This window comes from Streptomyces sp. NPDC004284 (assembly GCF_042874035.1).
GTDB lineage: Bacteria > Actinomycetota > Actinomycetes > Streptomycetales > Streptomycetaceae > Streptomyces.
On sequence record NZ_JBIAMJ010000006.1, the window covers coordinates 85,315 to 108,424 of the forward strand.

Consider the following 23,110-nt stretch of genomic DNA (forward strand, 5'->3'; position numbering starts at 1 on the left):
TCAGTCCTCCGGCAGCTCGACCGGGGCGATCTCGTCGTACACGTCGCCCGGACCCGGGTTGGTGCCGTCGGTCGCGCCGCCGAAGTGGTGCATGACGCCCCAGACCGCGTTGAGCGCCGTCTGCACCGCGCCCTCGGCCCAGCCGGCCGTCCAGGAGATGTCGTCGCCGGCGAGGAAGATGCCCCGCTTGTCCTCGGGCAGCCGGTCCTGCATGAAGTGCGTGAACAGGCGGCGCTGGTAGCGGTAGTGGCCCGGCAGGTTGGCCTTGAAGGCGCCCATGAAGTAGGGCTCGTTCTCCCAGGAGACCGTCACCGGGTTGCCGATGATGTGCTTCCGGATGTCGACCTTCGGGTAGATCTCGCCGAGCGACTTCAGCATGACCTCCATCCGCTCGTTCGCCGAGAGCGGCAGCCACTTCAGGCTGTCGTCGCACCAGGTGTACGAGAGGCAGATCGTGGCCGGCTTGTCCGGGCCGTCGTCCAGGAGGTAGGTGCCGCGGGTCATCCGGTCGGTCAGCGTCATCGACATGACGTCCCGGCCGGTCTCCTCGTCCTTGTCCAGCCAGAACGGCCGGTCGACGGGGACGAAGAGCTTCGAGGACTCCATGTAGTGGGTGCGCTCGATCGCCGTCCAGTGGTCGATCGGGAAGAGCGAGTCGTCGCAGGCGATCTTGGAGAGCAGCATCCAGGACTGGGCGGTGAAGATCGCCGCCTTGTACGTGCGGATGTCGCCGGAGGCGTCGGTGACCGTGATCCGGTTGCCGGCGGTCCGGTTCAGCCGGGTCACGGCCGGCTTCGGGGCACCCTCGTGCAGGGAGCTGAGCGAGGTGCCCTGCGCCCAGTGGACGATCTTCTCCGGCTCGCGCTCCCACAGGCGCAGCGGCAGCTGCTGCGAGCCGCCCACGATGCCGCGGTGGTGGTCGTCGGCCTCGGTGTAGACGACGCGGAGGATCTCCAGGATGGAGTTCGGGAAGTCGGTGTCCCAGCCGCCGGTGCCGAAGCCGACCTGGCCGAAGATCTCGCGGTGCCGGAAGGACTTGAAGGACTCGGACTCGCAGAGGAAGCCGTAGAAGGTCTGGTTGTCGAGCTTCTCGACGAGCTTCGACCAGATCTCGCGGATGCGCGGGACGTCGCGCTCGCGCATGGCCTGGTTCATGTCGGAGAAGTCGGCGCCCTCGTCCAGGCAGGCGTTCCACGCGTTCATCACGTCGCGGTAGACCTGCGGCAGGTCGTCGACGGTGGTGGCGTAGTGCGACTCGCCCTTGAGGTCGACGACGGTCGACGGGGTCGACTCGGCCAGCGGGTTCGGGAAGGCCTTGGTCTCCAGGCCGACCAGGTCGATGTAGTGCTGGAGCGCGGTCGAGGAGGGCGGGAAGCGCATGGCGCCCATCTCGGCGGTGAGGCCCTCGGTGCCGGTGCCCTCGAAGCCGACGGTGCGCAGCCGGCCGCCGATCTGGTCGGCCTCGTAGACGACGGGCTTGAGGCCCATCTTCATGAGCTCGTACGCGGCGATGATGCCGGAGAGCCCGCCGCCGATGACGGCGACCTCGGTGCCGTGCTCGGTGGCCGGTATCTGGCCGAGCCCGGCCGGGTGGGCCAGGAAGTCGTCGTAGGCGTACGGGAAGTCCGGACCGAACATGGTGATCGGCGGCTGGCCGTCGCTGTGGGGGACGGCGGTCGTGGGCACCGTGGACGTCATGGGGTACGGACTCCTTGCACGGAAAAGAAAGAGGTCAGGCGGGGAGGGCGGGGGCGGCTCAGACGAGGGGGCCGTAGAGGCCCGGGCGCCGGTCGCGGAGGTAGGGGTTCTCCTGGCGGGAGGCCGCGAGGAAGGCCGGGTCGACGTCGCCGAGGACGAGGTCCTCGCCGCGCCCGGCGCGGGCGCGGGCGGTGCCGTCGGGGCCGGCCAGGGTGGAGAGGCCGACGAACTCGAAGTCGCCCTCGGGGCCGGTCCGGTTGGCGTACGCGATGTAGAGCTGGTTCTCGAAGGCGCGGACCGGGACCACGGACAGGGGCACGACCTCGGCGGGGTGCATGAGCGCGGTCGGTACCAGGAGGAGGTCCGTGCCGGCCAGCGCGTGCGCCCGTACGTTCTCGGGGAACTCGACGTCGTAGCAGATCATCATGCCGACGGTGAGGCCTTCGAGCTCCGTCTGGACCACGGCGCGGTCACCGGGGGTGAACCACTTCAGCTCGAAGTCGCCGAAGAGGTGGGTCTTGCGGTACCGCACGAGCGGGGTGCCGTCGGCCCCGATGAGCTGGGCGGAGTTGTACAGGACGCCGTGCCGCTCGGTGTCCCGCTCGGGGTAGCCGTAGCCGACGGCCAGGCCGTGGCGCACGGCGATCGCCGCGACGGCGCGGGAGGAGGGGCCGTCGGCCGGCTCGGCGAGGCGCGCCATGTCGGCGCCGATGGCGTAGCCGGTGAGGAAGAGCTCGGGGGCGAGCAGCACGCTCGCGCCGGCGGCCGCGGCGCGGGCGGCGGCCTCGTCGAGGATCTTCAGATTGGCGGCCACGTCACCGAGCTCGCCGGAGCTCTGGAGCAGGGCGGTGCGCAGCGCGGGCATCGGCGATCCTCGGGGGTCGGAAGTTGAGGGGGAAGACGTCAAAAACGGTACGGTTTCGCGCTCTCCCGGGACAAGGCGGCAGCGTTGCGGACCGACCGTCGAACCGTTGCGCGATCGACGGGCGGGGCGTCGATTCGTTGCGTACGGCTCCGACCGGGGTCGTACGGCTCCCCCGCCGCGCGGCGGAGACGAGGACCGTTCTGCGGCCCGACGTCCGGGCGGGGCCCGCGCGGAAGAGTGGTGCTCGTCCGGAAGACCTGCCGGACGGGCTGCCGAAAGGGACCACGATGAAGCGCCGTACGAAGATCGTCGCCGTATCCGCCGCGATTCTGCTCACCCTGGGGGCCGGGGGCGTCGCCGTCGCCTCGGGGGGTGACGGCGGGCACGGGATCGGCACGGTCCGGGAGGCCGCCGCGCTGACCGGGACGGCCAAGCTGTACCGGCCGGCCGGTGACGACATCACGTTCAGCTTCGACGCGCATCTGGCGGCGAAGGACAACAAGGATCCGCAGGCCGCGACCGGCACCTTCCGGTTCAGTCACTACAAGGACGGGAAGGGCGGCTACGCGGTGGCGAAGGTCGACTGCCTCACCACGGGCGGCAAGGTGGCCGTGGTGACGGGCAAGGTGATCGAGACCGATGTGGACGCCTTCCGGAACAAGCGCGTCGGGATCTCGGTGCACGACGACGGGAAGCACGACCGTCTGGGCTACAGCTGGGTCGGGCGCGACACGAACCTGGAGGTCCCGCCCTGCCTGAGCTCGGCACCCTTCGAGCAGGTGAAGAAGGGCACCGGCGACTTCAAGGTGCTGCCCTGGCAGCTGGACTACCCGACGGAATAGACCGCCCCACGGGGGTGGGCGGGCGAGGGGCGGTGCGGGAACCACGGCCCGCACCGCCCCGGCGGCCCGCAGCCGCTATGCGGGCGAGCCCGAGGAGAAGCGCCGCAGCAGCGGCGAGAGGACCAGGACGGACTTGGTCCGCTCCACGAAGGGCTCGCCCGCGATGCGTTCCAGGACGCGCTCGAAGTGGCGCATGTCCGAGGCGAAGACCTGGACGACGGCGTCCGCGTCACCGGTGACGGTGGACGCGGACACCACCTCGGGGTACCGCTCCAGACCTCGCCGGATGTCGTCCGGCGAGGTGTTGTGGCGGCAGTAGATCTCGACGAAGCCCTCGGTCTCCCAGCCGAGCGCCGCCGGGTCCACCCGTACGGTGAATCCGGTGATGGCGCCCTCGGCCCGGAGCCGGTCCACGCGCCGCTTCACCGCGGGGGCGGAGAGTCCGACGAGCGAGCCGATGTCGGCGTAGCTGCGGCGGGCGTCTTCCGCGAGGGCGTGGACGATGCGTTCGTCGAGGTCGTTGAGTCGCACTACGGGTGGATCACTTCTCTGCTGGAGCCTCTGCCAGGGCCGGAGCCGTGGCCAGTCGGGAACGGCGCATGCCGTACAGGAAGTAGAACACGAGCCCGGCGGCCATCCACGCGCCGAAGACCTTCCAGGTGACGGCGTCGAGGCTGAACATGTTGTAGGCGCAGAAGATGAAGCCGAGGACCGGGAAGACCGGGCCGAGGGCCACCTTGAAGGTGCGCGGCATGTCGGGGCGGGTGTAGCGGAGCACGATGACCGCGATGTTGACCAGGGCGAAGGCGAAGAGGGTGCCGATGCTGGTGGCGTCGACGAGCTTGCCGAGCGGGATGACCGAGGCGAGCACGCCGCAGAAGAGCGACACGATGACCGTGTTGATGCGCGGGGTGCCGGTCTTGCCGCTGACCTTGCCGAAGACCTTGGGGACCAGGCCGTCGCGGGACATCGCGAAGAGGACGCGGGTCTGGCCGTAGAGGACGGTGAGGACGACGCTGGCGATGGAGATGACCGCGCCGGCGGCGAGCATCGTGCCCCAGAAGGTCTGGCCGGTGACGTCGTTCATGATCGCGGCCAGGGTGGCCTCGGAGCCCTCGAAGGCCTTCCAGTGCCAGGCGCCGACGGCGACGGCCGCGACGAGGACGTACAGCACGGTGACGATGAGCAGCGAGAGCATGATCGCCCGCGGCAGGTCGCGCTTGGGGTTCTTGGCCTCCTCGCCGGCCGTGGAGGCGGCGTCGAAGCCGATGTACGAGAAGAAGAGGGTGGCGCTCGCGGCGCCGACGCCGGTCATGCCGAGCGGCATGAAGTCCTTGTAGTTGCCGGACTTGAAGCCCATGAAGCCGATGGCGCAGAAGATCACGAGGGTGACGATCTTCACCGCGACCATGATCGTGTTGACGACGGCGGACTCGCGGGCGCCGCCGAGCAGGAACACCATGGCGAGCATCACGACGATCAGGCCGGGCAGGTTGATGACACCGCCCTCGCCGGGGGCCGACGACAGCACGTCGGGGATCGTGACGCCGATGGTCCCGTCGAGCAGCTCGTTGAGGTACTCGCCCCAGCCGACGGCCACGGCGGCGACCGAGACGCCGTACTCCAGGACCAGACACCAGCCGCAGACCCAGGCGACGAGTTCACCCATCGTTGCGTACGCGTACGAGTAAGAGGAGCCGGCGACCGGTATGGAGCCGGCCAGCTCGGCGTACGAGAGGGCCGAGAACAGGGCGGTGAGACCGGCGATGACGAAGGCGATCGTGACGGCGGGGCCGGCCTTCGGGACGGCGTCGCCGAGGACGACGAAGATGCCCGTGCCGAGCGTGGCGCCGATGCTGATCATGGTCAGCTGCCACATCGAGAGCGAGCGGCGGAGATTGCCGCCCTCGCCCTGTCCCCCCTCGTCCACCAGGCGTTCCACCGGCTTGCGCCGGACGAGAGCGCCGAGAGCGGAGGTCTTCGGGGCGGTCGTGTCGACGACCGGCGGGGCTGCGCCTTGATCCAGCACTGCGGAGGCTCCTTATCGCTGCCTGTGGGGGTACGGAGACGACCGCGGCGGTGCACGGGCATGCCGAGGCACACCCACGGGGGGACGGAACCGCCGAGCAGGCGGTCGACGCCACTCCTGGTACGGGGCACGAGCCTAAGGGGCAGAGCTTCGCAGTCGTAATGCAGGGTTGTTGCGCAGTGCCGGATGATCATTGCGCGCTTCGGACGCAGACGGGCAAACATTGCGCGCCCCCGCATGAATCGACACATCGGGGTGTGAATCGGAGTGTGGAGCGGAACGCGCACGCATATGGACTCCTGGCGCGGAATGACCCACGCTGCGAGCCCCTGAGAACCGCTCCCGACGCCCCACGATCGGAGGCCCCGGTGCACTGGCTCGACCCGGCTCCGTTCCTGCGCGGCACGGCCTGGCTGGACCGGGACCGGCCCGTACGCGCCGACCCCGACGACCTCGAACGGCTGCCGTGGGACATCGCCGAGCGGGCCGCGCTGCCCATCGGCGTACGGATCGAGTTCACGGCCGCGCCCGGCACGCGCGCGGTGGAGCTGCGCTACCGGGCTGCCGTTCCGGGGCCCGACGACCCCCTGCGCGCGCTGCGGCACTGCTTCGCCCTCTGGCAGGGCACGCGGTTCGTCGGCGAGACCTGCGCGGCTCCGGCGCCGGAGGCCGTCGTGAGGCTCCCCCTCCCCCCGTACGGCGGCGTCTTCACCCTCCACCTCCCGGAGGGCCAGGCGCCCGTGCCGCTCGCCCTGCGGGCCGTCGACGGCATCCTCTCCCCCGCCCCGGCCCGACCCCGCTGGCTCGTCCACGGCGACTCGATCACCGAGGGCTGGTGGTCGACCCGCCCGGCACACTCCTGGCCCGCCACGACGGGCCGGCTCCTCGGTCTCGACCCGGTCAACCTGGGGTACGCGGGCGGGGCCCGGGGCGAACTGCCGCTCGCCGAGCACCTGGCCCGGCTGCCGGGCGATCTGATCACCCTCGCCTTCGGCACCAACTGCTGGTCCCGCGTCCCGGCCACGGCCGACTGGCTCTACGCCACGGTCCGCGCCTTCGTCGGCCTCGTCCGCCGGGGCCACCCGGCCACGCCGCTCCTGATCGTCTCCCCGGTCCTGCGCCCGGAGGCGGAACACACCCGCAACGCCCTGGGGGCGACCCTGACGGAGCTGCGCAGGGCGATGGAACGCGCGGGCCGCGACCTGGCGACGGAGGGCGACGCCCGCCTCCTGGTCCTCCCCGGCCGTCCGCTCCTGGGCCCGGAGCACCTGGCGGACGGGCTGCATCCGAACGACGCGGGGCACGCGCGGATGGCGAGGGCGGTGGCGGAGGCGCTGCGGGGCGCGCTGGAGGACCTGCCCCGGGGGCCCACAACGGGACGGGGCCCCCGGGAGTCGACTCCCGGGGGCCCCGCGAGGCGCGGCGACTAGCTCCAGCTGGCGTGCAGCGGCTTGCCCTCGGCGTAGCCCGCCGCCGACTGGATGCCGACCACGGCCTTCTCCTCGAACTCGGCGAGCGAGGCGGCGCCGGCGTAGGTGCAGGAGGACCGGACGCCCGCGATGATCGAGTCGATCAGGTCCTCGACGCCCGGACGCTGCGGGTCGAGGAACATGCGCGAGGTGGAGATGCCCTCCTCGAACAGCGCCTTGCGGGCGCGGTCGTAGGCGGACTCGTCGGAGGTGCGGTTCCGGACGGCGCGGGCCGAGGCCATGCCGAAGGACTCCTTGTAGGCACGGCCCTGGGCGTCGTGCTGGAGGTCGCCCGGGGACTCGTACGTCCCGGCGAACCAGGAGCCGATCATGACGTTGGACGCACCGGCGGCGAGCGCCATGGCGACGTCGCGCGGGTGACGGACACCGCCGTCGGCCCAGACGTGCTTGCCGTACTTCTTCGCCTCGGCGGCGCACTCCAGGACGGCCGAGAACTGCGGGCGGCCGACGCCGGTCATCATGCGGGTGGTGCACATGGCGCCGGGGCCGACGCCGACCTTGATGATGTCGGCGCCCGCCTCGATGAGGTCCTTGACGCCCTCGGCGGCGACGATGTTGCCCGCGACGATCGGGACCTGCGGGTCGAGGGCCCGCACGGTGCGGATCGCGGCGATCATCGACTCCTGGTGGCCGTGCGCCGTGTCGATGACGAGCGTGTCGACGCCCGCGTCGAGCAGCTGCTTGGCCTTGCCGGCGACGTCGCCGTTGATGCCGACGGCGGCGGCGATCCGCAGCTTGCCGGCGGCGTCGACGGCCGGGGCGTACAGCGTCGCGCGCAGGGCGGCCTTGCGGGTGAGGATGCCGACGAGCTTGCCGTCCGCGTCCACGGCCGGGGCGTAGCGCCGGTTGGCGGCGTCGAGGGTGTTGAAGGCCTCGCGCGGGTCGATGTCGGCGTCCAGGAGGAGCAGGTCCCTGGACATGACCTCGGAGAGCTGGGTGAAGCGGTCGACGCCGGAGAGGTCGGCGTCGGTGACGACGCCCACCGGGCGGCGGTCCTCGTCGACGACGACGCCGGCGTCGTGGGCGCGCTTGGGCAGCAGGGAGAGCGCGTCGGCGACGGTCTGGTGCGGCTCCAGGACGATCGGGGTGTCGAGCACGTGGTGGCGGCTCTTGACCCACGAGATGACGTCGGTGACGACCTCGATCGGGATGTCCTGCGGGATGACGACCAGGCCGCCGCGGCGGGCGACCGTCTCGGCCATCCGGCGGCCGGCGATGGCGGTCATGTTGGCGACGACGAGCGGGATGGTCGTCCCGGTGCCGTCGGGCGAGGAGAGGTCCACGGCCTGACGGGAGCCGACGGCCGAGCGGCTCGGCACCATGAACACATCGTCGTACGTCAGGTCGTAGGGCGGCTTGACGTCATTGAGGAAACGCACGTGCTGACATCCCAGTCGTTCGGATCGGCCCCTAGGCATTTCAGCCAGGGGAAAAAGCACGTAGTTCATTGTCCCACGGCAGTACGAATACCAGCCCCGGGCCGATCATCCGAGACTTGCGACAGGTGGTTCGTCGGATCCTCCGAAGGCCTCCCCCAGGGAGAGGAGGACGGAGAGGTGGGTGGGGCGTTCTTCGACGGCCGTGGCGAAGACGTCCTGGGCGGTCTGCCACTCGCGCGGCCGTGTCCTGGCGTACGCCTGCCAGCCGGTGACGACGAGGGTGACGGGCTCGGGCAGGTCGGTGAGGCAGTCGGCGAGGGCGTCCCAGTTGCGGCCGAACCAGTCGGGCAGGGCGAGCGCGCCGGCGCACCGGTCCATGAGGGCGGCCTTGTCGGTGACTCCGGTCAGGTCGAGGACGACGGGGTCGTCAAGCCTCATCCGTGACCACCTCCCGGAAGGTCTCGTAGTGGTCGTCGGTGTAGTACGTCTCGCCGTTCCGTCCGGTGACGATCCGGCGCGCTCCCCGGTCGCGCGAGCCGGGGGTCTTCACCGTGTACTCGTGGTAGTAGCCGCGCTCCTCGCGGGGCAGGACCCGCTCGAAGTTCGAGAAGACCGTGCCGTCCTTGGCGTACGGGAAGGGGCCGCCGCGCGCGATGAGGGCGAGCGTCTTCCGTGCCTCGGCGGGCAGGTCGGCGGCTCGTACGGTGGGGAGCCCGGAGGTGCCGGTGGGCGCGGCGGTCGTGCCGGTGGGCGTGGTGGTCGCGGTGGTACGGGTGGGGGCCGGGGCGGCGGGGGCGGCACCGCCGCTCGCCGAGGAGCAGCCGGCCAGGAAGACCGCGAGGACGAGCGCGAGGAGCACGCGCAGGGGCCGGAGCAACATGTCCCGAACATACCGTTACGGGAAGGCTCCGGCCCCTGCGCCTCACACGGCGTTCAGTTGCCGTCGGGGTCCTTGCGGTCGAGCGCCGGGTGCGCGCCGGGGCTGGACTCGGTGAGCAGGTAGTCCGCCGCGGCGCGGTCGGTGACCAGGCTGGTGACGAGCCCGGAGCGGAGCACCGCGCCGATCGCCGCCGCCTTGCGCTGGCCGCCGGCGATCGCCACGACCTCGGGGATCCGGCGCAGCCGGTCCGCCTCGACGGTGATGCAGCGCTCGCCGAGGTCGCGGCCGACCCGGCGCCCCTCGGTGTCGAAGAGGTGCGCGGACATCTCGGCGGCGACGCCGAGCGAGGCGTAGTGGGCGCGCTCGGCGTCGGAGAGCATGTCGTGGACGGTGGAGATGCCCGGCTCCCAGGAACCGATGGAGACGCAGGCGACCGTCACCTTGTCGAAGTACTCGAAGGCCCGCGCGATGCCGGTCTGGCTGCGCAGCGCGGCCGCGGTGGCCGGGTCGGGCAGCAGCATGGGCGCGTAGATGGGGTGGGCCTCGCCGCCGGAGACCTGGGCGGCGCGCCGTACCGCCTCGACGGAGCCGCGCTCGGCGGTCCCGGCGTCGTACACCCCGGTGAGCTGGACGACCGTGCAGGGCGGCAGCCGGTCGAGGGCCGCCGCCATGTGGATGGTGGAGCGGCCCCAGGCCAGGCCGAGGACGTCGCCCTCGGTGACGAGCTCGCCGAGCAGGTCGGCCGCGACCTCGCCGAGGTTCTCCGGGTCGGGCGACTCGTCGTCGCCCTCCGCCGGGGACTCGACGACGACGGCGTGGCGGAGCCCGTAGCGGGCGCGGAGCGCGTCGGAGCGCTCGGCGTCCAGCTCGGCCGGTACGCGGATCTCGATCCGCACGAGGTCACGCTCCAGGGCGGTCTCCAGGACCCGGGCCACCTTGAAGCGGCTCACGCCGAACTCCTCGGCGATCTGGATCTTGGACTTGCCCTCGAGGTAGAAGCGGCGGGCCATGGCCGCCGCCTGCACCAGCTCCGCGGGGCCCATCCGCAGGGCTGACCGTCCCGCCGACATACCCGCCACCGCGATCTCCTCACTGCTGTTCACGTACCGCTGTTCACGTACGGACGTCACATTCCGATGTCGTTCACACTCTGGACTCGCCGTTCATCCTGTCAGAAACGACGGGCCTTGATCAGTCCTGTCGGCGGCCCGACGGACCGCGTTCATCCGCCGGAGGCTCAGTGGCCACATGCCCACGCGGCGGACGCCGTCGCGGCCTCCGCGCGGGCCCGGAGCGAGGCGACGGCCGCGGCCGGATCCGCCGCTCCGTACACCGCGGAACCGGCGACGAAGACGTCGGCGCCGGCCTCGGCGCACCGCTCGATCGTGGACTCGGCGACCCCTCCGTCGACCTGGAGCCACAGCTCCAGACCGTGCTTGGAGATCAGTTCACGGGTGCGGCGGATCTTGGGCAGCATGATGTCGAGGAAGGCCTGGCCACCGAAGCCGGGCTCGACGGTCATGATGAGCAGCATGTCGAGCTCGGGGAGCAGGTCCTCGTACGGCTCGATCGGCGTGGCCGGCTTGAGCGCCATGGAGGCCCGCGCGCCCTTGGCCCGGATCTCCCGCGCGAGGCGCACCGGGGCGGCGGCCGCCTCGACGTGGAAGGTCACCGAGCCGGCGCCGGCCTCCACGTACTGCGGGGCCCAGCGGTCGGGGTCCTCGATCATCAGGTGGCAGTCGAGCGGGGTGTCCGTCGCCCGGGCCAGCGACTCCACGATCGGCACGCCCAGCGTCAGGTTGGGCACGAAGTGGTTGTCCATCACGTCGACGTGCAGCCAGTCGGCACCGCCCACGGCCTTCGCCTCATCGGCGAGCCGGGCGAAGTCCGCGGACAGGATGCTGGGGTTGATCTGCGCCATGTGCCAAGCCTCCCACGTTCTTGGGCACTTCTTTGCCGCTGAGCGGTTTCGAATCCGGTCCAGACCTACTTCGGTACGAAGTGACGAGTCCGAGACCCGGACGGACCGGGAGATTACGGTCAGATGATCGAAGGGTCGGGCGGGGGCCGGACCGCCGGAGGTCAGGCGGTCCGGCGGATGAGCGCCAGGTACATGGCGTCCGTACCGTGCAGATGCGGCCACAGCTGGACGTCCGGGCCGTCGCCGAGCGCCGGGACGCCGGGCAGCAGCGGGCGGGCGTCGATCAGCTCGGCGCCGCCGACCTTCTTCAGGACGTCGTCGACGACCACCCGGGTCTCGGCGAGGTGCGGCGAGCAGGTCGCGTACCCCACCACTCCCCCGACGCGCACGGCGCCGAGCGCCTCCGTGAGCAGGGCGCGCTGGAGCGGGGCGAAGCCGTCCAGGTCCCCGGGGCGGCGGCGCCAGCGGGCCTCGGGGCGGCGGCGCAGGGCGCCGAGGCCCGAGCAGGGCACGTCCATGAGGACGCGGTCGAAGGTGCCGGGGCGCCACGGCGGGCGGGTGCCGTCGGCGGCGATCACCTGGTACGGGCCGGGGTTGCCGGCCAGGGCGCGCTCGACGAGGCGGGCGCGGTGCGGCTGCTTCTCGGAGGCGAGCAGGAAGGCGCCGCGCTCGGCCGCCAGGGCGCCGAGCAGGGCGGCCTTGCCGCCGGGGCCGGCGCAGCCGTCGAGCCAGCGGGCGTCGGTGCCTTCCACCGGCGCGTTGGCGAGGGCGATCGCGACGAGCTGGCTGCCCTCGTCCTGGACGCCCGCCCGGCCCTCCTTGACCGCCTCGATGGCGCCGGGCTCGCCGCCCTCGGCCATCCGCAGGGCATAGGGCGACCAGCGGCCCGGCAGGGTCTCGGTGGCCGCGGCCAGCTCCTCCGTGGTGGAGCGGCCGGGGCGGGCGACGAGCGTGACCTCGGGCCGCTCGTTGTCCGCCTCCAGGAGGTCCTCGATCCCGGCCCGCCCGCCGCCGAGCGCGTCCCAGAGCGCCGAGACGACCCAGCGGGGGTGCGAGTGGACGACCGCGAGGTGGTCCTCGGCGTCCTCGTCGTACGGCGGGGCCACCTGCTCGACCCAGGCGTCGAGGTCCTGCTGCGAGATCTTCCGCAGCACGGCGTTCACGAACTTGGCCCGCCCGTCACCGAGCACCACCCGGGCCAGCTCGACACTGGCCGAGACCGCGGCGTGCGTCGGGATCCGCGTCCCGAGCAGCTGGTGCGCCCCGAGCGACAGCACGTCGAGCACCGGCGGATCGACCTCACGCAGCGGCCGGTCGATACAGGCCGCGATGATCGCGTCGTACGTGCCCTGCCGCCGCAGCGTCCCGTACACCAACTCGGTCGCGAGCGCCGCGTCCCGGCCGTCGAACTTGTCGGGGCCCTCCTTCTCCCTCGCCTTCTTCAACAGCGGCGGCAGCACCAGGTTCGCATAGGCATCCCGCTCGTCCACCGCCCTCAGCGCCTCGAAGGCGAGCATCCGGACGGGGTCCTTCTGGGGCCGCCGGTAGGGCTTGGGGGGACGACGACGTGCCTGCTCGCTCAAAGGTGCTCCGCGTGACGAAATGAAGAGGGTCGAACGCTCCCAGCCTACGTCGCCCGCGGAGCCGCTCGCGCCCTACGCCCCCAGCCGCTCGCCCGGGGCGATCCGGACGCCGCGGGCCCAGTCGGCGGCCTTCATCGGCTTCTTGCCCTGGGGCTGGACCCAGAGGAGTTCGACGGCGTACGAGCCGGTGCCCGCGTAGACGTTGTTCTTGCCGACCGAGAGCTCGCCGGGGGCGAGGTCGGTGCGGTCGGGGAGCGGGGCGACCTGGATCAGCTTGAGGCGTTCGCCGCGGAAGAGGGTCCAGGCGCCGGGGGCGGGGGTGCAGCCGCGGACCACGCGGTCCACGCGGAGGGCGGGGGCGGCGAAGTCGACGTGGGCGTCCTCGACCTGGATCTTCGGGGCGAGCGTGATGCCCTCGATGGGCTGCGGGACGGCCTTGAGCGTGCCGTCCTCGATGCCGTCCATGGTCGCGGCGAGCAGCCCTCCGCCCGCGAAGGCGAGCCGGGTGAGCAGGTCGCCGCTGGTGTCGGTGGGGCGGATGTCCTCGGTGACGACGCCGTAGACCGGGCCGGAGTCGAGGCCCTCCTCGATGAGGAAGGTCGAGGCGCCGGTGACCTGGTCGCCGGCCATCAGGGAGTGCTGCACGGGCGCGGCGCCGCGCCAGGCGGGCAGCAGCGAGAAGTGCAGGTTGACCCAGCCGTGGGCGGGGATGTCGAGGGCGACCTTGGGCAGCAGCGCGCCGTACGCGACGACCGGGCAGCAGTCCGGCGCGATCTCCCGCAGGCGGGCGAGGAACTCCTCGTCGCGGGGCCTGGCCGGCTTCAGGACCTCGATCCCGGCCTCCTCCGCCCGCTGGGCCACCGGGCTGGCGACGAGCCGCCGGCCGCGCCCCGCCGGGGCGTCCGGCCGGGTGACCACGGCGGCCACCTCGTGCCGCCCGGAGGCGAGCAGGGCGTCCAGGGCGGGAACGGCTACCTCGGGGGTGCCTGCGAAGACGAGCTTCATGGGTGGCGACTGCCTGTCTCTCCGGGGGCGTTGCGGGCAGCGCACCAGTCTAGGCGTCCTGCGGGAAGGGGGCGTACGGAAGGACGAGCGCCCTGCGCATATGCGTGTACGCCCCCGCAGCGTGACCCAACTCCCGGTGGCGCGTTGGTCAAGAGAGATTGACCGAATCGGGCCGCTGTCCCCTCTGCGGCCCGCCCCCTTAAACGCCGGTTCGAGAGGCTTTCACATGGCCGACCACGCAACCCACGACGCCCAAGCCCGGGCAAGTCTGCACCTGCTGGTGCGGGACATCGAGCGGGTCCGGCGGCAGGTGGACGCACTGCGCACGCTCACGGCCCAGCTGGGCAATGTCTACCGCCCTCGCCGCTCCGGCCCGTCGACGGGCTTCGTCGTCTACGGCCGCGCGCCCGCCCCGACCGTACGTCTCGCCCAGGAGCTGCGGGACAGTGTCGAGACCCTGGTCACCGCGGCGGTCGACTTCGACCGCTCGCTCGGGTTCTCCTGGGACGCGGTGGGTTCCGCGCTCGGGGTCACCAAGCAGGCCGTCCACCGCCGCTACGGCGCCCGGCGCGCACCCCAGCAGGGCGTGGCCGTGGACCAGGACCACTCGGCGGAGCCGGGCGTGACCCGCACGCTCCCCTCGGTCCCCGCCGCCCGTTCGATGCCGCCGCAGCCCACCTCGGGCAGCTCCGCCCTCCGCGAGGACCCGCGCCCGTCGGCCTTCCCCGCCCCGCGCAACGCCTGACCCGCAGGACCACCACGGCCGCCCGCCCCTATCGGGGCCGGGCGGCCGCGGCACGTCCGGAGGCACCCGCGCCGGCCGCCGCCCACCGGGCCGGAACGACCGTCACCCGATGTCCGGCGGGTCCACCCGGATCCGTACCGGGTCCCCGCCGCCCCGCGCGAGTCGCCCCGCGCGGGCCTGCTTGAGCGAGGCGGCCAGGGCCGCGCCGCTTCCGGGCGGGACGCGGACCAGGGCTCGGTCCCACTGCTCGCCGGGGGGCGGGTCGCCGGGGCGGCGGGGGCCGCCGGGGCGGACGACGGGCAGCGGGACGGGACCGAGGACCTCGGCGTCGGCGGGGAGGCCCGCCGACGCCAGGAAGGCTTCGACGGTCTCCGGCGGCCCGGTGACGGCGGCCATGCGGGAGACCGGGGGAAAGCCCAGCTCGGCCCGCTCGGCGAGCTCTCGCTGGGCGTGTCCGACCGGGTCCCAGCGGACGAGGGCCTGCACGGGGCGGAGGGTGGGCTCGGCGACCACGACGACCGTGCCGCCCTCGGTCTGGCCCCGGACGAGGGAGGCCGCGTCGATCCAGCGGCGCAGCGCCTCCTCGCCGGCGCGCAGGTCGGGCCGGCCGAGCATGGCCCAGCCGTCGAGGAGCAGCGCGGCCGCGTAGCCGCCCTCGGCGACGGGTTCGGCGCCGGGGGTGGAGACGACGAGCGCGGGGCGCCCGGGCACGCTGTCCAGGACGTGGTCGCGTCCGGAGGTCCGTACGGGCACGGCGGGGAACGCCCTGCCGAGCTCCTCCGCGGTCCGCCGGGCGCCGACCACCTGGGCCCGCAGCCGGGTCGAGCCGCACTCCGCGCAGTGCCAGTCGGGGGCGCCGCGGCCGCACCAGCCGCACCGCAGCTCCTGCTGCTCGGGGGCCTCCAGGGGCCCGGCGCAGTGCCGGCAGCGGGCGGGCGTGCGGCAGCGCTCGCAGGCCAGCCTCGGCACGTACCCCCGGCGGGGGACCTGGACGAGCACCGGCCCGGTCTTGAGGCCCTCCCGAACGGTCTGCCAGGCGAGCGAGGGCAGCCGGGCGGCGCGCGCGGCCTCGTCGCGGGCGAGCTCGCCGTCGCCGACGGTACGGATCAGGGGCGCGGCCTTGCGGACCTGCTCGCGTCCGGCGCCCAGCGCCCGGGCCCAGCCGGACTCGACGAGCTGGGCGGCCTCGACGGTGCAGCTGGTGGAGCCGAGGAGGAAGGCGCACCGGTCGTGGGCGGCGCGCAGCAGCAGCACTTCGCGCGCGTGGGGCTGCGGGGCGTGCGGCTCGCTGTGGCTGCCGTCGCCGTCGTCCCAGATGACGGCGAGCCCGAGGTCCCGTACGGGGGCGAACATCGCGGCCCGGGTGCCGACGACGGCCCGCACGGCGCCGCGCCGCACGGCGAGCCACTGCGCGTACCGCTTCTCGGGCCCGGCCTCGGCGGTGAGCACCGCGTGCCGCCCCTCCCCCAGGACCTCGGTCAGCGCCGCGTCGACCCGGGCGGCGGCCCGCCCGTCGGGGACGACGACGAGGGCGCCCCGCCCGGAGGAGAGGGTCGCGGCGACGGCCCGGGCGATCTCCTGGGCCCAGTACGGCCCCGGCAGCGCGTTCCACACGGCCCTGGGCGCCCCGCCGCGCGCGAGGGAGTCCAGGAACGCCGGCCCGCGCTCGTACCGCGTCCAGCTCCCCGGCTCCGGCGGCCTCGGCGGCGGCAGCGGCGCGGGCGAGGGCTTGCGCTCGGCGGTCGCGTTGCGCGGCGGAACGGCCAGCTGGAGCACGTCGGCGAGGCTTCCCGCGTACCGGTCGGCGACCGCCCGCGCGAGCCCGAGCAGCTCCGGCCCGAGGACCGGCTCCGGCGACACGACGTCGGCGAGCGCGGCCAGCGGCCCCGAGTAGTCCGACTCGGCGCGCCGCTCCACCAGGAACCCGTCGATCAGCCGCCCGCCCTCGCGCCGGCCGCCCCGCACCTGGTGCGCGCCCGCGCCGAACCGCACCCGCACCCGCACCCCGGGCCGGGCGGCCTCGTCCAGCTCCTCGGGGACCGCGTAGTCGAAGAACTGGTCGAGGTGGAGCGCCCCCTTGTTCACGACGACCCGCGCGACCGGCAGCTCCTTGGCCAGCGCGGCCCCCCGCCAGGTCCGGGGCTTGGCCCGCGGCACCTTCGCCTTCCGGACGGTCTCCCGGATGAGCGCGAGCTGCTCGGGCTCGTCGGACTTCTCGTTCTCGCTGCTCACAGCCCCCATACCTATCAGACGCCACCGACAGCCGGACATGGCCGAAGCCCGGCACCCCACGGGGTGCCGGGCTTCGTCGCCTGTCGCCTGGGACTACAGGCCGGCGGCCTGCCGGAGGGCGTCCACGCGGTCCGTGCGCTCCCAGGTGAAGTCGGGCAGCTCGCGGCCGAAGTGGCCGTAGGCGGCGGTCTGGGAGTAGATCGGGCGGAGCAGGTCGAGGTCGCGGATGATCGCGGCCGGGCGGAGGTCGAAGACCTCGGCGATGGCGTTCTCGATCTTCTCGGTCTCGACCGTGTGGGTGCCGAAGGTCTCGACGAAGAGACCGACGGGCTCGGCCTTGCCGATCGCGTAGGCGACCTGAACCTCGCAGCGCGAGGCCAGGCCCGCGGCGACGACGTTCTTGGCGACCCAGCGCATGGCGTAGGCGGCCGAGCGGTCGACCTTGGACGGGTCCTTGCCGGAGAAGGCGCCGCCGCCGTGGCGGGCCATGCCGCCGTAGGTGTCGATGATGATCTTGCGGCCGGTCAGGCCGGCGTCGCCCATCGGGCCGCCGATCTCGAAGCGGCCGGTGGGGTTGACGAGCAGCCGGTAGCCGTCGGTGTCCAGCTTGATGCCGTCCTCGACGAGCTGCTTGAGCACGTGCTCGACGACGAACTCGCGGATGTCGGGCGCGAGCAGCGACTCCAGGTCGATGTCCGAGGCGTGCTGCGAGGAGACGACGACCGTGTCGAGGCGGACGGCCTTGTCGCCGTCGTACTCGATGGTGACCTGGGTCTTGCCGTCGGGGCGCAGGTACGGGATGGTCCCGTTCTTGCGGACCTCGGTCAGACGGCGGGAGAGCCGGTGCGCGATGTGGATCGGCAGCGGCATCAGCTCGGGGGTCTCGTCCGACGCGTAGCCGAACATCAGGCCCTGGTCGCCGGCGCCCTGCTTGTCGAGCTCGTCCTCGTCGCCCTCGACGCGCTTCTCGTACGCGGTGTCGACACCCTGGGCGATGTCCGGGGACTGGGATCCGATGGACACCGACACGCCGCAGGAGGCGCCGTCGAAGCCCTTCTTCGAGGAGTCGTAACCGATCTCGAGGATCTTGTTCCGGACGAGGGTCGGGATGTCCGCCCACGCCTTGGTGGTCACCTCACCGGCGACGTGCACCAGGCCGGTGGTGATCAGCGTCTCGACGGCGACGCGCGAGGTGGGGTCCTCGCGCAGCAGTGCGTCGAGAATGGTGTCGCTGATCTGGTCAGCGATCTTGTCGGGGTGGCCCTCGGTGACGGACTCCGAGGTGAACAGACGACGGGACACAACGCTCCCTGGGGTTGCAGCGGCTGCTGGCTACTCGTGACGCGGACCGGCAGGGGGCTGCGCCCCGCGACGTTCCACGAACAGTCTATCGGTCGTGGTCGGACAATGGACCAGGTGTCTCGCCTGGCGAATACCGGTGACCGGGCGGAACCGGCCTGCGGCAAGGCAGATGTGCCCACCGGAGAGAGGCGCGAATCACTCCCGGGGTGGCGTTTCGCACCTCCGGCGGATCGGGATCGCCCCACCGGGGGGGCCGCCGCCGGAGCGGACGGGATGCGTCAGGTCGTGGAGCGCAGCCGGGGCAGGACCAGGTCCCAGACCGTCTCGGCGAGCGCTTCCTTCGGTCCGTACGGCACAGGGGTCTCGGCGCCGTCCGAGGCGAGGACGACGGCCTCGTTCTCCTCGGAGCCGAAGGTCTTGCGCTCCCCCACCTCGTTGACCACGAGCAGGTCGCAGCCCTTGCGGCGGAGCTTCGCCCGGCCGTTGGCGAGGACGTCGTCGGTCTCGGCGGCGAAACCGACGACCACCTGGCCGGGCAGGGCGCGGTCGGCGGCCAGCTCGGCGAGGATGTCGGGGTTGCGGACGAGTTCGATCGTCGGCGCGCCCCCGTCGTCCTTCTTCTTGATCTTGCCGGTGGCGTAGACGGCCGGGCGGAAGTCGGCGACGGCGGCGGCCATCACGACCGCGTCGGCGTCGGCGGCGGCCTTGAGGACGGCCTCGCGGAGCTGGACGGCGGTGCCGACGTGGACGACGTCGACCCCGGCCGGGTCGGCGATGCCGGTGTTCGCCTCGACGAGGGTGACCCGGGCGCCGCGGGCGGCGGCGGCCTTGGCGAGGGCGTAGCCCTGCTTGCCGGAGGAGCGGTTGCCGAGGTAGCGGACGGGGTCGAGGGGCTCGCGGGTGCCGCCCGCGCTGACGACGACGTGCCGGCCGGCGAGGTCGGGGGCGGTGACGCCGCGGGCCAGGATCCGGCGGCAGACCTCGAAGATCTCGGCCGGGTCCGGGAGCCGGCCCTTGCCCGTGTCGACGCCGGTGAGGCGGCCCACGGCGGGCTCGATGACGACGGCGCCGCGGCGGCGCAGGGTGGCCACGTTCTCCTGGGTCGCCGGATGCTCCCACATCTCGGTGTGCATGGCGGGGGCGAAGACGACCGGGCAGCGCGCGGTGAGCAGCGTGTTGGTGAGCAGGTCGTCGGCGAGGCCGTGGGCGGCCTTGGCGAGCATGTCGGCGGTGGCGGGCGCGACGACGACGAGGTCGGCGGCCTGGCCGATCCGCACGTGCGGGACCTCGTGGACGGACTCCCACACCTCGGTGGAGACGGGGTTCCCGGAGAGCGCGGACCAGGTGGCGGCGCCGACGAAGTGGAGGGCGGAGTCGGTGGGGACGACGCGCACGTCGTGGCCCGACTCGGTGAGCCTGCGGAGCAGCTCGCACGCCTTGTAGGCGGCGATGCCGCCGCTGACGCCCAGGACGACCTTCGGCTTGGACACGACTTCCACGACTCCCCGCACTCGGATGCGTACGACTCCATGAGACACCACAGGCCCGGCGGATGTTCCGCCGGGCCTGTGGTGACAAGCGCTACATGCTTACTGAGCCGGACCCTCGATGGCCTCGGACGTCAGCAGACCCGCGTTGATCTCGCGCAGGGCGATCGAGAGCGGCTTCTCGTGGACGTGGGTGTCGACGAGCGGACCCACGTACTCCAGCAGGCCCTCGCCGAGCTGGGAGTAGTACGCGTTGATCTGACGCGCGCGCTTGGCCGCGTAGATCACGAGGCTGTACTTCGAGTCGGTGGCCTCGAGCAGCTCGTCGATCGGCGGGTTGATGATGCCCTCGGGCGCGGTGATGGAAGAGGACACGCTCTACCTTCCGAAGATGGAAAAAAGATCAGACAACGTGCATCAACGTTAGCAGCTCGCGTGCGACGTCCTCGACGGAGGTGTTGACGAGCGTGGTGTCGAACTCCGACTCGGCGGCCAGCTCGACCTTCGCGGCCTCCAGACGGCGCCCGATGACCTCGGGCGACTCGGTGCCGCGGCCGGTGAGCCGGCGGACCAGCTCGTCCCAGCTCGGCGGGGCCAGGAAGACCAGCTGGGACTCCGGCATGGAGTCCTTCACCTGCCGGGCGCCCTGGAGGTCGATCTCCAGGAGCACGGGCTCGCCGGAGTCGAGACGCTCCAGGACGGCGCCGCGCGGGGTGCCGTAGCGGTTGCCCGCGAACTCGGCCCATTCGAGGAGCTCGCCGTTGGCGATCAGCTTGTCGAACTCGTCGTCCGTGACGAAGAAGTAGTGGACGCCGTGCTTCTCGCCGGGGCGGGGCTTCCGTGTCGTGGCCGACACCGAGAGCCAGACCTCGGGGTGGACCTTGCGCATATGAGCGACGACCGTGCTCTTGCCGACCCCTGAGGGGCCGGAGAGCACGGTCAGCCGCGGACGTACCTCTGCTGCCATGCAGCGATTATTCCAGCTTCACCGGTGTGCCCGGGACGCGCGTCCCGGGCCGGGAGCCCGACCGGTGGCCCGATCAGGCGCCGGTGCTGCCGAACTCGCGCTCCAGGGAGGCGATCTGGTTGGAGCCGAGACCACGGACGCGGCGGCTCTCGGAGATGCCGAGACGCTCCATGATCTGCTTGGCGCGGACCTTGCCGACGCCGGGCAGGGACTCAAGGAGGGCGGAGACCTTCATCTTGCCGATGACGTCGTTCTCCTGGCCGGTCTTGATGACCTCGTGCAGGGAGGCGCCGGAGTGCTTGAGTCGATTCTTGACCTCGGCCCGCTCCCGGCGAGCCGCGGCGGCCTTTTCGAGCGCGGCTGCGCGCTGTTCAGGGGTAAGGGGCGGAAGAGCCACGCCTACGTCACCTCGGATGTCGATCTGTCGGATACGGACCGGTGAGGAACCTGGACGCCCCACACCAGTGGAGCAACGATCAACGGTGTGGTCGTTGAACGCCTGCTCTGCTCCGGAGACTAGCGGCCGAGGCCGCTCCAGTCAGCGAGAACAGAGGAAAAGTCCTGGTCAGCATCGACCGACCAGGACTTTTCCGGCATATCGACCCGGTTTTGGGCCAAGTTTTCGTCAAGGAGTGAGACGGCTCACCACCGGGCACCCCGTCCGCTCCGACCTGCGGATTGTCCGGGAGACCCGTCAGCCGGCGACGGCCGCGCGGATCTCGTCCGCGTAGCGGTGCGCCGAGTCCCGCAGGGCGGCCACGTCCGGGCCGTTCCGGAGGACCCCGCGGCTGACGTTCGGGACGACGTTGCGGACCGCCGCGCCGAAGACGGCGGGGAGGTCGGCGGGGGTCGCGCCCTGGGCGCCGATGCCGGGGGCGAGGAGCGGCCCGTTGATGTCCAGGTCGAAGGAGGACAGGTCGCCGAGGGTGGCGCCGACGACCGCGCCGAAGGAGCCCATCGGGGTCTCCCCCGCGTTCTCCTCGGCGAGGTGGGCGAGCATGGTCGCGCCGATGGTCCGGCCGTCCTCGCGGACCGCGCGCTGGACCTCCGCGCCCTCCGGGTTGGAGGTGAGGGCCAGCACGAAGAGGCCGGCGCCGGACTCCCGGGCCAGGTCGACGGCCGGCTTGAGGGCGCCGTAGCCGAGGTACGGGGAGACCGTCAGCGCGTCGGAGAAGAGCGGGGAGTCCTTGCGCAGGAAGGTCTCCGCGTACGCGGCCATGGTGGAGCCGATGTCGCCGCGCTTGGCGTCCATGACGACCAGGCCGCCCGCCGCGCGCAGGTCGGCGGTGGCGCGCTCCAGGACCGCGATGCCGCGCGAGCCGAAGCGCTCGAAGAAGGCGGACTGCGGCTTGAAGACGGCCACGGTCTCGGCGAGGGCCTCGACGACGGTGAAGGTGAAGCGCTCGAGACCGGCGATGTCGTCGGTCAGGCCCCAGGAGTCGAGCAGGGCGGCGTGCGGGTCGATGCCGACGCAGAGCGGGCCGCGCTCGTCCATGGCGGTACGGAGGCGGGTGCCGAAGGAGAGAGTCACGAGGTGGCCTTTCGGTTGTCGGCGCCGACGGCCTCGGCGAGGGTGGCGTACGGGGAGGCCGCGAGGCGCGCGGCGAGGCCCTTGTGGATCGCGCGGGCGTAGAACGGGCCCTCGTAGATGAAGGCGCTGTAGCCCTGGACGAGGGTGGCGCCGGCGAGGATGCGCTGCCAGGCGTCCTCGGCGTTCTCGATGCCGCCGACGCCGACGAGGACCAGGCGGTCGCCCACGCGCGCGTGGAGGCGGCGCAGGACGGCGAGGGAGCGCTCCTTGACGGGCGCGCCGGACAGGCCGCCGGTCTCCTTGACCAGCTCGGGGTCGGACTTCAGGCCGAGGCCCTCGCGCGCGATGGTGGTGTTGGTGGCGATGATGCCGTCGAGGCCGAGCTCCAGGGCGAGGTCGGCGACCGCGTCGACGTCCTCGTCGGCCAGGTCGGGGGCGATCTTGACCAGGAGGGGGACGCGGCGGCCGGTGACCGTGCGGTCGGCGGCCTCGCGGACGGCCGTGAGGAGCGGGCGCAGGGACTCGGTGGCCTGGAGGTTGCGCAGGCCGGGGGTGTTCGGGGAGGAGACGTTGACGACGAGGTAGTCGGCGTGCGCGGCGAGGCGCTCGGTGGACTTCACGTAGTCGGCGGCGGCCTCGGCCTCGGGGACGACCTTGGTCTTGCCGATGTTGACGCCCACGACGGTCCTGAAGACCGGCGTACGGGTGGCGAGGCGCTCGGCGACGGCGGCGGAGCCCTCGTTGTTGAAGCCCATGCGGTTGATCAGGGCGCGGTCCGGGACGAGCCGGAAGAGGCGCTTCTTGGGGTTGCCGGGCTGGGCCTCGCCGGTGACGGTGCCGATCTCGACGTGGTCGAAGCCGAGCATCGACATGCCGTCGATGGCGACGGCGTTCTTGTCGAAGCCGGCGGCGAGCCCGAAGGGGCCGTGCATGCGCAGGCCGAGGGCCTCGGTGCGCAGCTCCTCGTAGCGGGGCGCGAGGACGGCGGCGACGAAGGTGCGCAGGACCGGGATGCGGGCGGCGAGCCGGATCCAGCGGAAGGCCATGTAGTGGGCCTGCTCGGGGTCCATGCGCTTGAAGACCAGGTGGAAGAAGAACTTGTACATGCGGGGGTGGCTCCAGGTCATGACGAGGGGGACACCGCGATCCTGCCG

The 23,110-nt window shown here is 72.5% G+C and carries 22 protein-coding genes; 3 read left to right on the forward strand and 19 right to left on the reverse strand.

What is annotated here, in order from left to right:
- Entirely contained in the window at positions 1-1,698 is a 1,698-nt protein-coding gene (locus tag ACFYUS_RS17365; RefSeq protein ID WP_388851995.1) for a flavin monoamine oxidase family protein, read from the reverse strand.
- Positions 1,699-1,756: 58 nt separating this feature from the next.
- Complete coding sequence (locus tag ACFYUS_RS17370) at positions 1,757-2,563, reverse strand: carbon-nitrogen hydrolase family protein (protein WP_388851998.1); 807 nt, start codon at positions 2,561-2,563, stop codon at positions 1,757-1,759.
- Between the two features lie 287 nt (positions 2,564-2,850).
- On the opposite strand from ACFYUS_RS17370, the gene ACFYUS_RS17375 reads away from it, so the two are divergent.
- Positions 2,851-3,405, forward strand: a complete 555-nt coding sequence (locus tag ACFYUS_RS17375; RefSeq protein WP_388852001.1) for a Repetin — start codon at positions 2,851-2,853, stop codon at positions 3,403-3,405.
- 75 nt (positions 3,406-3,480) lie between these two features.
- On the opposite strand, the gene ACFYUS_RS17380 is transcribed toward ACFYUS_RS17375, so the two are convergent.
- Together ACFYUS_RS17380 and ACFYUS_RS17385 are read right to left on the reverse strand one after the other, a co-directional pair.
- A complete protein-coding gene (locus ACFYUS_RS17380; protein ID WP_015032260.1) occupies positions 3,481-3,936 on the reverse strand; it encodes an Lrp/AsnC family transcriptional regulator in 456 nt (151 codons plus the stop codon).
- A 10-nt stretch (positions 3,937-3,946) separates the two neighbouring features.
- Complete coding sequence (locus tag ACFYUS_RS17385; RefSeq protein ID WP_388852003.1) at positions 3,947-5,434, reverse strand: amino acid permease; 1,488 nt, start codon at positions 5,432-5,434, stop codon at positions 3,947-3,949.
- Between the two features lie 368 nt (positions 5,435-5,802).
- Between ACFYUS_RS17385 and ACFYUS_RS17390 the strand changes: the two genes are divergently transcribed.
- Positions 5,803-6,864, forward strand: coding sequence for a GDSL-type esterase/lipase family protein (locus tag ACFYUS_RS17390; RefSeq protein WP_388852006.1), 1,062 nt, complete (start codon positions 5,803-5,805; stop codon positions 6,862-6,864).
- Here the strand turns inward: ACFYUS_RS17390 and ACFYUS_RS17395 are convergent.
- The 7 genes from ACFYUS_RS17395 to fmt form a co-directional block, all read right to left on the reverse strand.
- Positions 6,861-8,303, reverse strand: coding sequence for a GuaB1 family IMP dehydrogenase-related protein (locus tag ACFYUS_RS17395; RefSeq protein ID WP_388852009.1), 1,443 nt, complete (start codon positions 8,301-8,303; stop codon positions 6,861-6,863). The two genes, ACFYUS_RS17390 and ACFYUS_RS17395, sit on opposite strands and share 4 nt — an antisense overlap.
- Before the next feature lie 105 nt (positions 8,304-8,408).
- Complete coding sequence (locus ACFYUS_RS17400) at positions 8,409-8,741, reverse strand: barstar family protein (protein ID WP_388852012.1); 333 nt, start codon at positions 8,739-8,741, stop codon at positions 8,409-8,411.
- Positions 8,731-9,183 carry a ribonuclease domain-containing protein gene (locus tag ACFYUS_RS17405; RefSeq protein WP_388852015.1) on the reverse strand — a complete coding sequence of 151 codons (453 nt, stop codon included), beginning with the start codon at positions 9,181-9,183 and terminating at the stop codon, positions 8,731-8,733. Before ACFYUS_RS17405 ends, ACFYUS_RS17400 begins: the two co-directional genes overlap by 11 nt.
- A gap of 53 nt (positions 9,184-9,236) precedes the next feature.
- The gene (locus ACFYUS_RS17410) at positions 9,237-10,286 is read right to left on the reverse strand and encodes a sugar-binding transcriptional regulator (protein ID WP_388852997.1); all 1,050 of its coding nucleotides are present in this window, start codon (positions 10,284-10,286) and stop codon (positions 9,237-9,239) included.
- Positions 10,287-10,420: 134 nt separating this feature from the next.
- A complete protein-coding gene (gene rpe, locus ACFYUS_RS17415; protein WP_041128223.1) occupies positions 10,421-11,104 on the reverse strand; it encodes a ribulose-phosphate 3-epimerase in 684 nt (227 codons plus the stop codon).
- 161 nt (positions 11,105-11,265) lie between these two features.
- Complete coding sequence (locus ACFYUS_RS17420) at positions 11,266-12,687, reverse strand: RsmB/NOP family class I SAM-dependent RNA methyltransferase (protein ID WP_388852018.1); 1,422 nt, start codon at positions 12,685-12,687, stop codon at positions 11,266-11,268.
- A gap of 72 nt (positions 12,688-12,759) precedes the next feature.
- On the reverse strand, positions 12,760-13,692 hold the full coding sequence (gene fmt / locus ACFYUS_RS17425; RefSeq protein WP_388852021.1) for a methionyl-tRNA formyltransferase: 933 nt from the start codon (positions 13,690-13,692) through the stop codon (positions 12,760-12,762).
- Positions 13,693-13,918: 226 nt separating this feature from the next.
- Between fmt and ACFYUS_RS17430 the strand changes: the two genes are divergently transcribed.
- Positions 13,919-14,437 carry a hypothetical protein gene (locus tag ACFYUS_RS17430; protein ID WP_388852024.1) on the forward strand — a complete coding sequence of 173 codons (519 nt, stop codon included), beginning with the start codon at positions 13,919-13,921 and terminating at the stop codon, positions 14,435-14,437.
- 102 nt (positions 14,438-14,539) lie between these two features.
- On the opposite strand, the gene ACFYUS_RS17435 is transcribed toward ACFYUS_RS17430, so the two are convergent.
- The 8 genes from ACFYUS_RS17435 to ACFYUS_RS17470 form a co-directional block, all read right to left on the reverse strand.
- The gene (locus ACFYUS_RS17435) at positions 14,540-16,669 is read right to left on the reverse strand and encodes a primosomal protein N' (protein ID WP_388852027.1); all 2,130 of its coding nucleotides are present in this window, start codon (positions 16,667-16,669) and stop codon (positions 14,540-14,542) included.
- Between the two features lie 93 nt (positions 16,670-16,762).
- A complete protein-coding gene (gene metK / locus ACFYUS_RS17440) occupies positions 16,763-17,971 on the reverse strand; it encodes a methionine adenosyltransferase (RefSeq protein WP_388852029.1) in 1,209 nt (402 codons plus the stop codon).
- A gap of 278 nt (positions 17,972-18,249) precedes the next feature.
- On the reverse strand, positions 18,250-19,461 hold the full coding sequence (gene coaBC / locus ACFYUS_RS17445) for a bifunctional phosphopantothenoylcysteine decarboxylase/phosphopantothenate--cysteine ligase CoaBC (RefSeq protein ID WP_388852032.1): 1,212 nt from the start codon (positions 19,459-19,461) through the stop codon (positions 18,250-18,252).
- A gap of 99 nt (positions 19,462-19,560) precedes the next feature.
- On the reverse strand, positions 19,561-19,833 hold the full coding sequence (gene rpoZ, locus ACFYUS_RS17450) for a DNA-directed RNA polymerase subunit omega (RefSeq protein WP_005319902.1): 273 nt from the start codon (positions 19,831-19,833) through the stop codon (positions 19,561-19,563).
- A gap of 28 nt (positions 19,834-19,861) precedes the next feature.
- The gene (gene gmk, locus ACFYUS_RS17455) at positions 19,862-20,425 is read right to left on the reverse strand and encodes a guanylate kinase (protein ID WP_388852035.1); all 564 of its coding nucleotides are present in this window, start codon (positions 20,423-20,425) and stop codon (positions 19,862-19,864) included.
- A gap of 73 nt (positions 20,426-20,498) precedes the next feature.
- Positions 20,499-20,822, reverse strand: coding sequence for an integration host factor (locus ACFYUS_RS17460; protein WP_030204477.1), 324 nt, complete (start codon positions 20,820-20,822; stop codon positions 20,499-20,501).
- Between the two features lie 297 nt (positions 20,823-21,119).
- A complete protein-coding gene (gene pyrF, locus ACFYUS_RS17465; protein ID WP_116162024.1) occupies positions 21,120-21,956 on the reverse strand; it encodes an orotidine-5'-phosphate decarboxylase in 837 nt (278 codons plus the stop codon).
- Entirely contained in the window at positions 21,953-23,062 is a 1,110-nt protein-coding gene (locus ACFYUS_RS17470; RefSeq protein ID WP_388853000.1) for a quinone-dependent dihydroorotate dehydrogenase, read from the reverse strand. The genes pyrF and ACFYUS_RS17470 overlap by 4 nt, the downstream gene beginning before the upstream one ends.
- Positions 23,063-23,110: the final 48 nt, after the last annotated feature.

Coding starts and splice junctions, on each gene's coding strand:
- ACFYUS_RS17365 (WP_388851995.1), bottom strand. CDS start 1,698: ATGACGTCCACGGTGCCCACGACCGCCGTCCCCCACAGCGACGGCCAG.
- ACFYUS_RS17370 (WP_388851998.1), bottom strand. CDS start 2,563: ATGCCCGCGCTGCGCACCGCCCTGCTCCAGAGCTCCGGCGAGCTCGGT.
- ACFYUS_RS17375 (WP_388852001.1), top strand. CDS start 2,851: ATGAAGCGCCGTACGAAGATCGTCGCCGTATCCGCCGCGATTCTGCTC.
- ACFYUS_RS17400 (WP_388852012.1), bottom strand. CDS start 8,741: ATGAGGCTTGACGACCCCGTCGTCCTCGACCTGACCGGAGTCACCGAC.
- ACFYUS_RS17405 (WP_388852015.1), bottom strand. CDS start 9,183: ATGTTGCTCCGGCCCCTGCGCGTGCTCCTCGCGCTCGTCCTCGCGGTC.
- rpe (WP_041128223.1), bottom strand. CDS start 11,104: ATGGCGCAGATCAACCCCAGCATCCTGTCCGCGGACTTCGCCCGGCTC.
- fmt (WP_388852021.1), bottom strand. CDS start 13,692: ATGAAGCTCGTCTTCGCAGGCACCCCCGAGGTAGCCGTTCCCGCCCTG.
- ACFYUS_RS17430 (WP_388852024.1), top strand. CDS start 13,919: ATGGCCGACCACGCAACCCACGACGCCCAAGCCCGGGCAAGTCTGCAC.
- gmk (WP_388852035.1), bottom strand. CDS start 20,425: ATGGCAGCAGAGGTACGTCCGCGGCTGACCGTGCTCTCCGGCCCCTCA.
- ACFYUS_RS17470 (WP_388853000.1), bottom strand. CDS start 23,062: ATGTACAAGTTCTTCTTCCACCTGGTCTTCAAGCGCATGGACCCCGAG.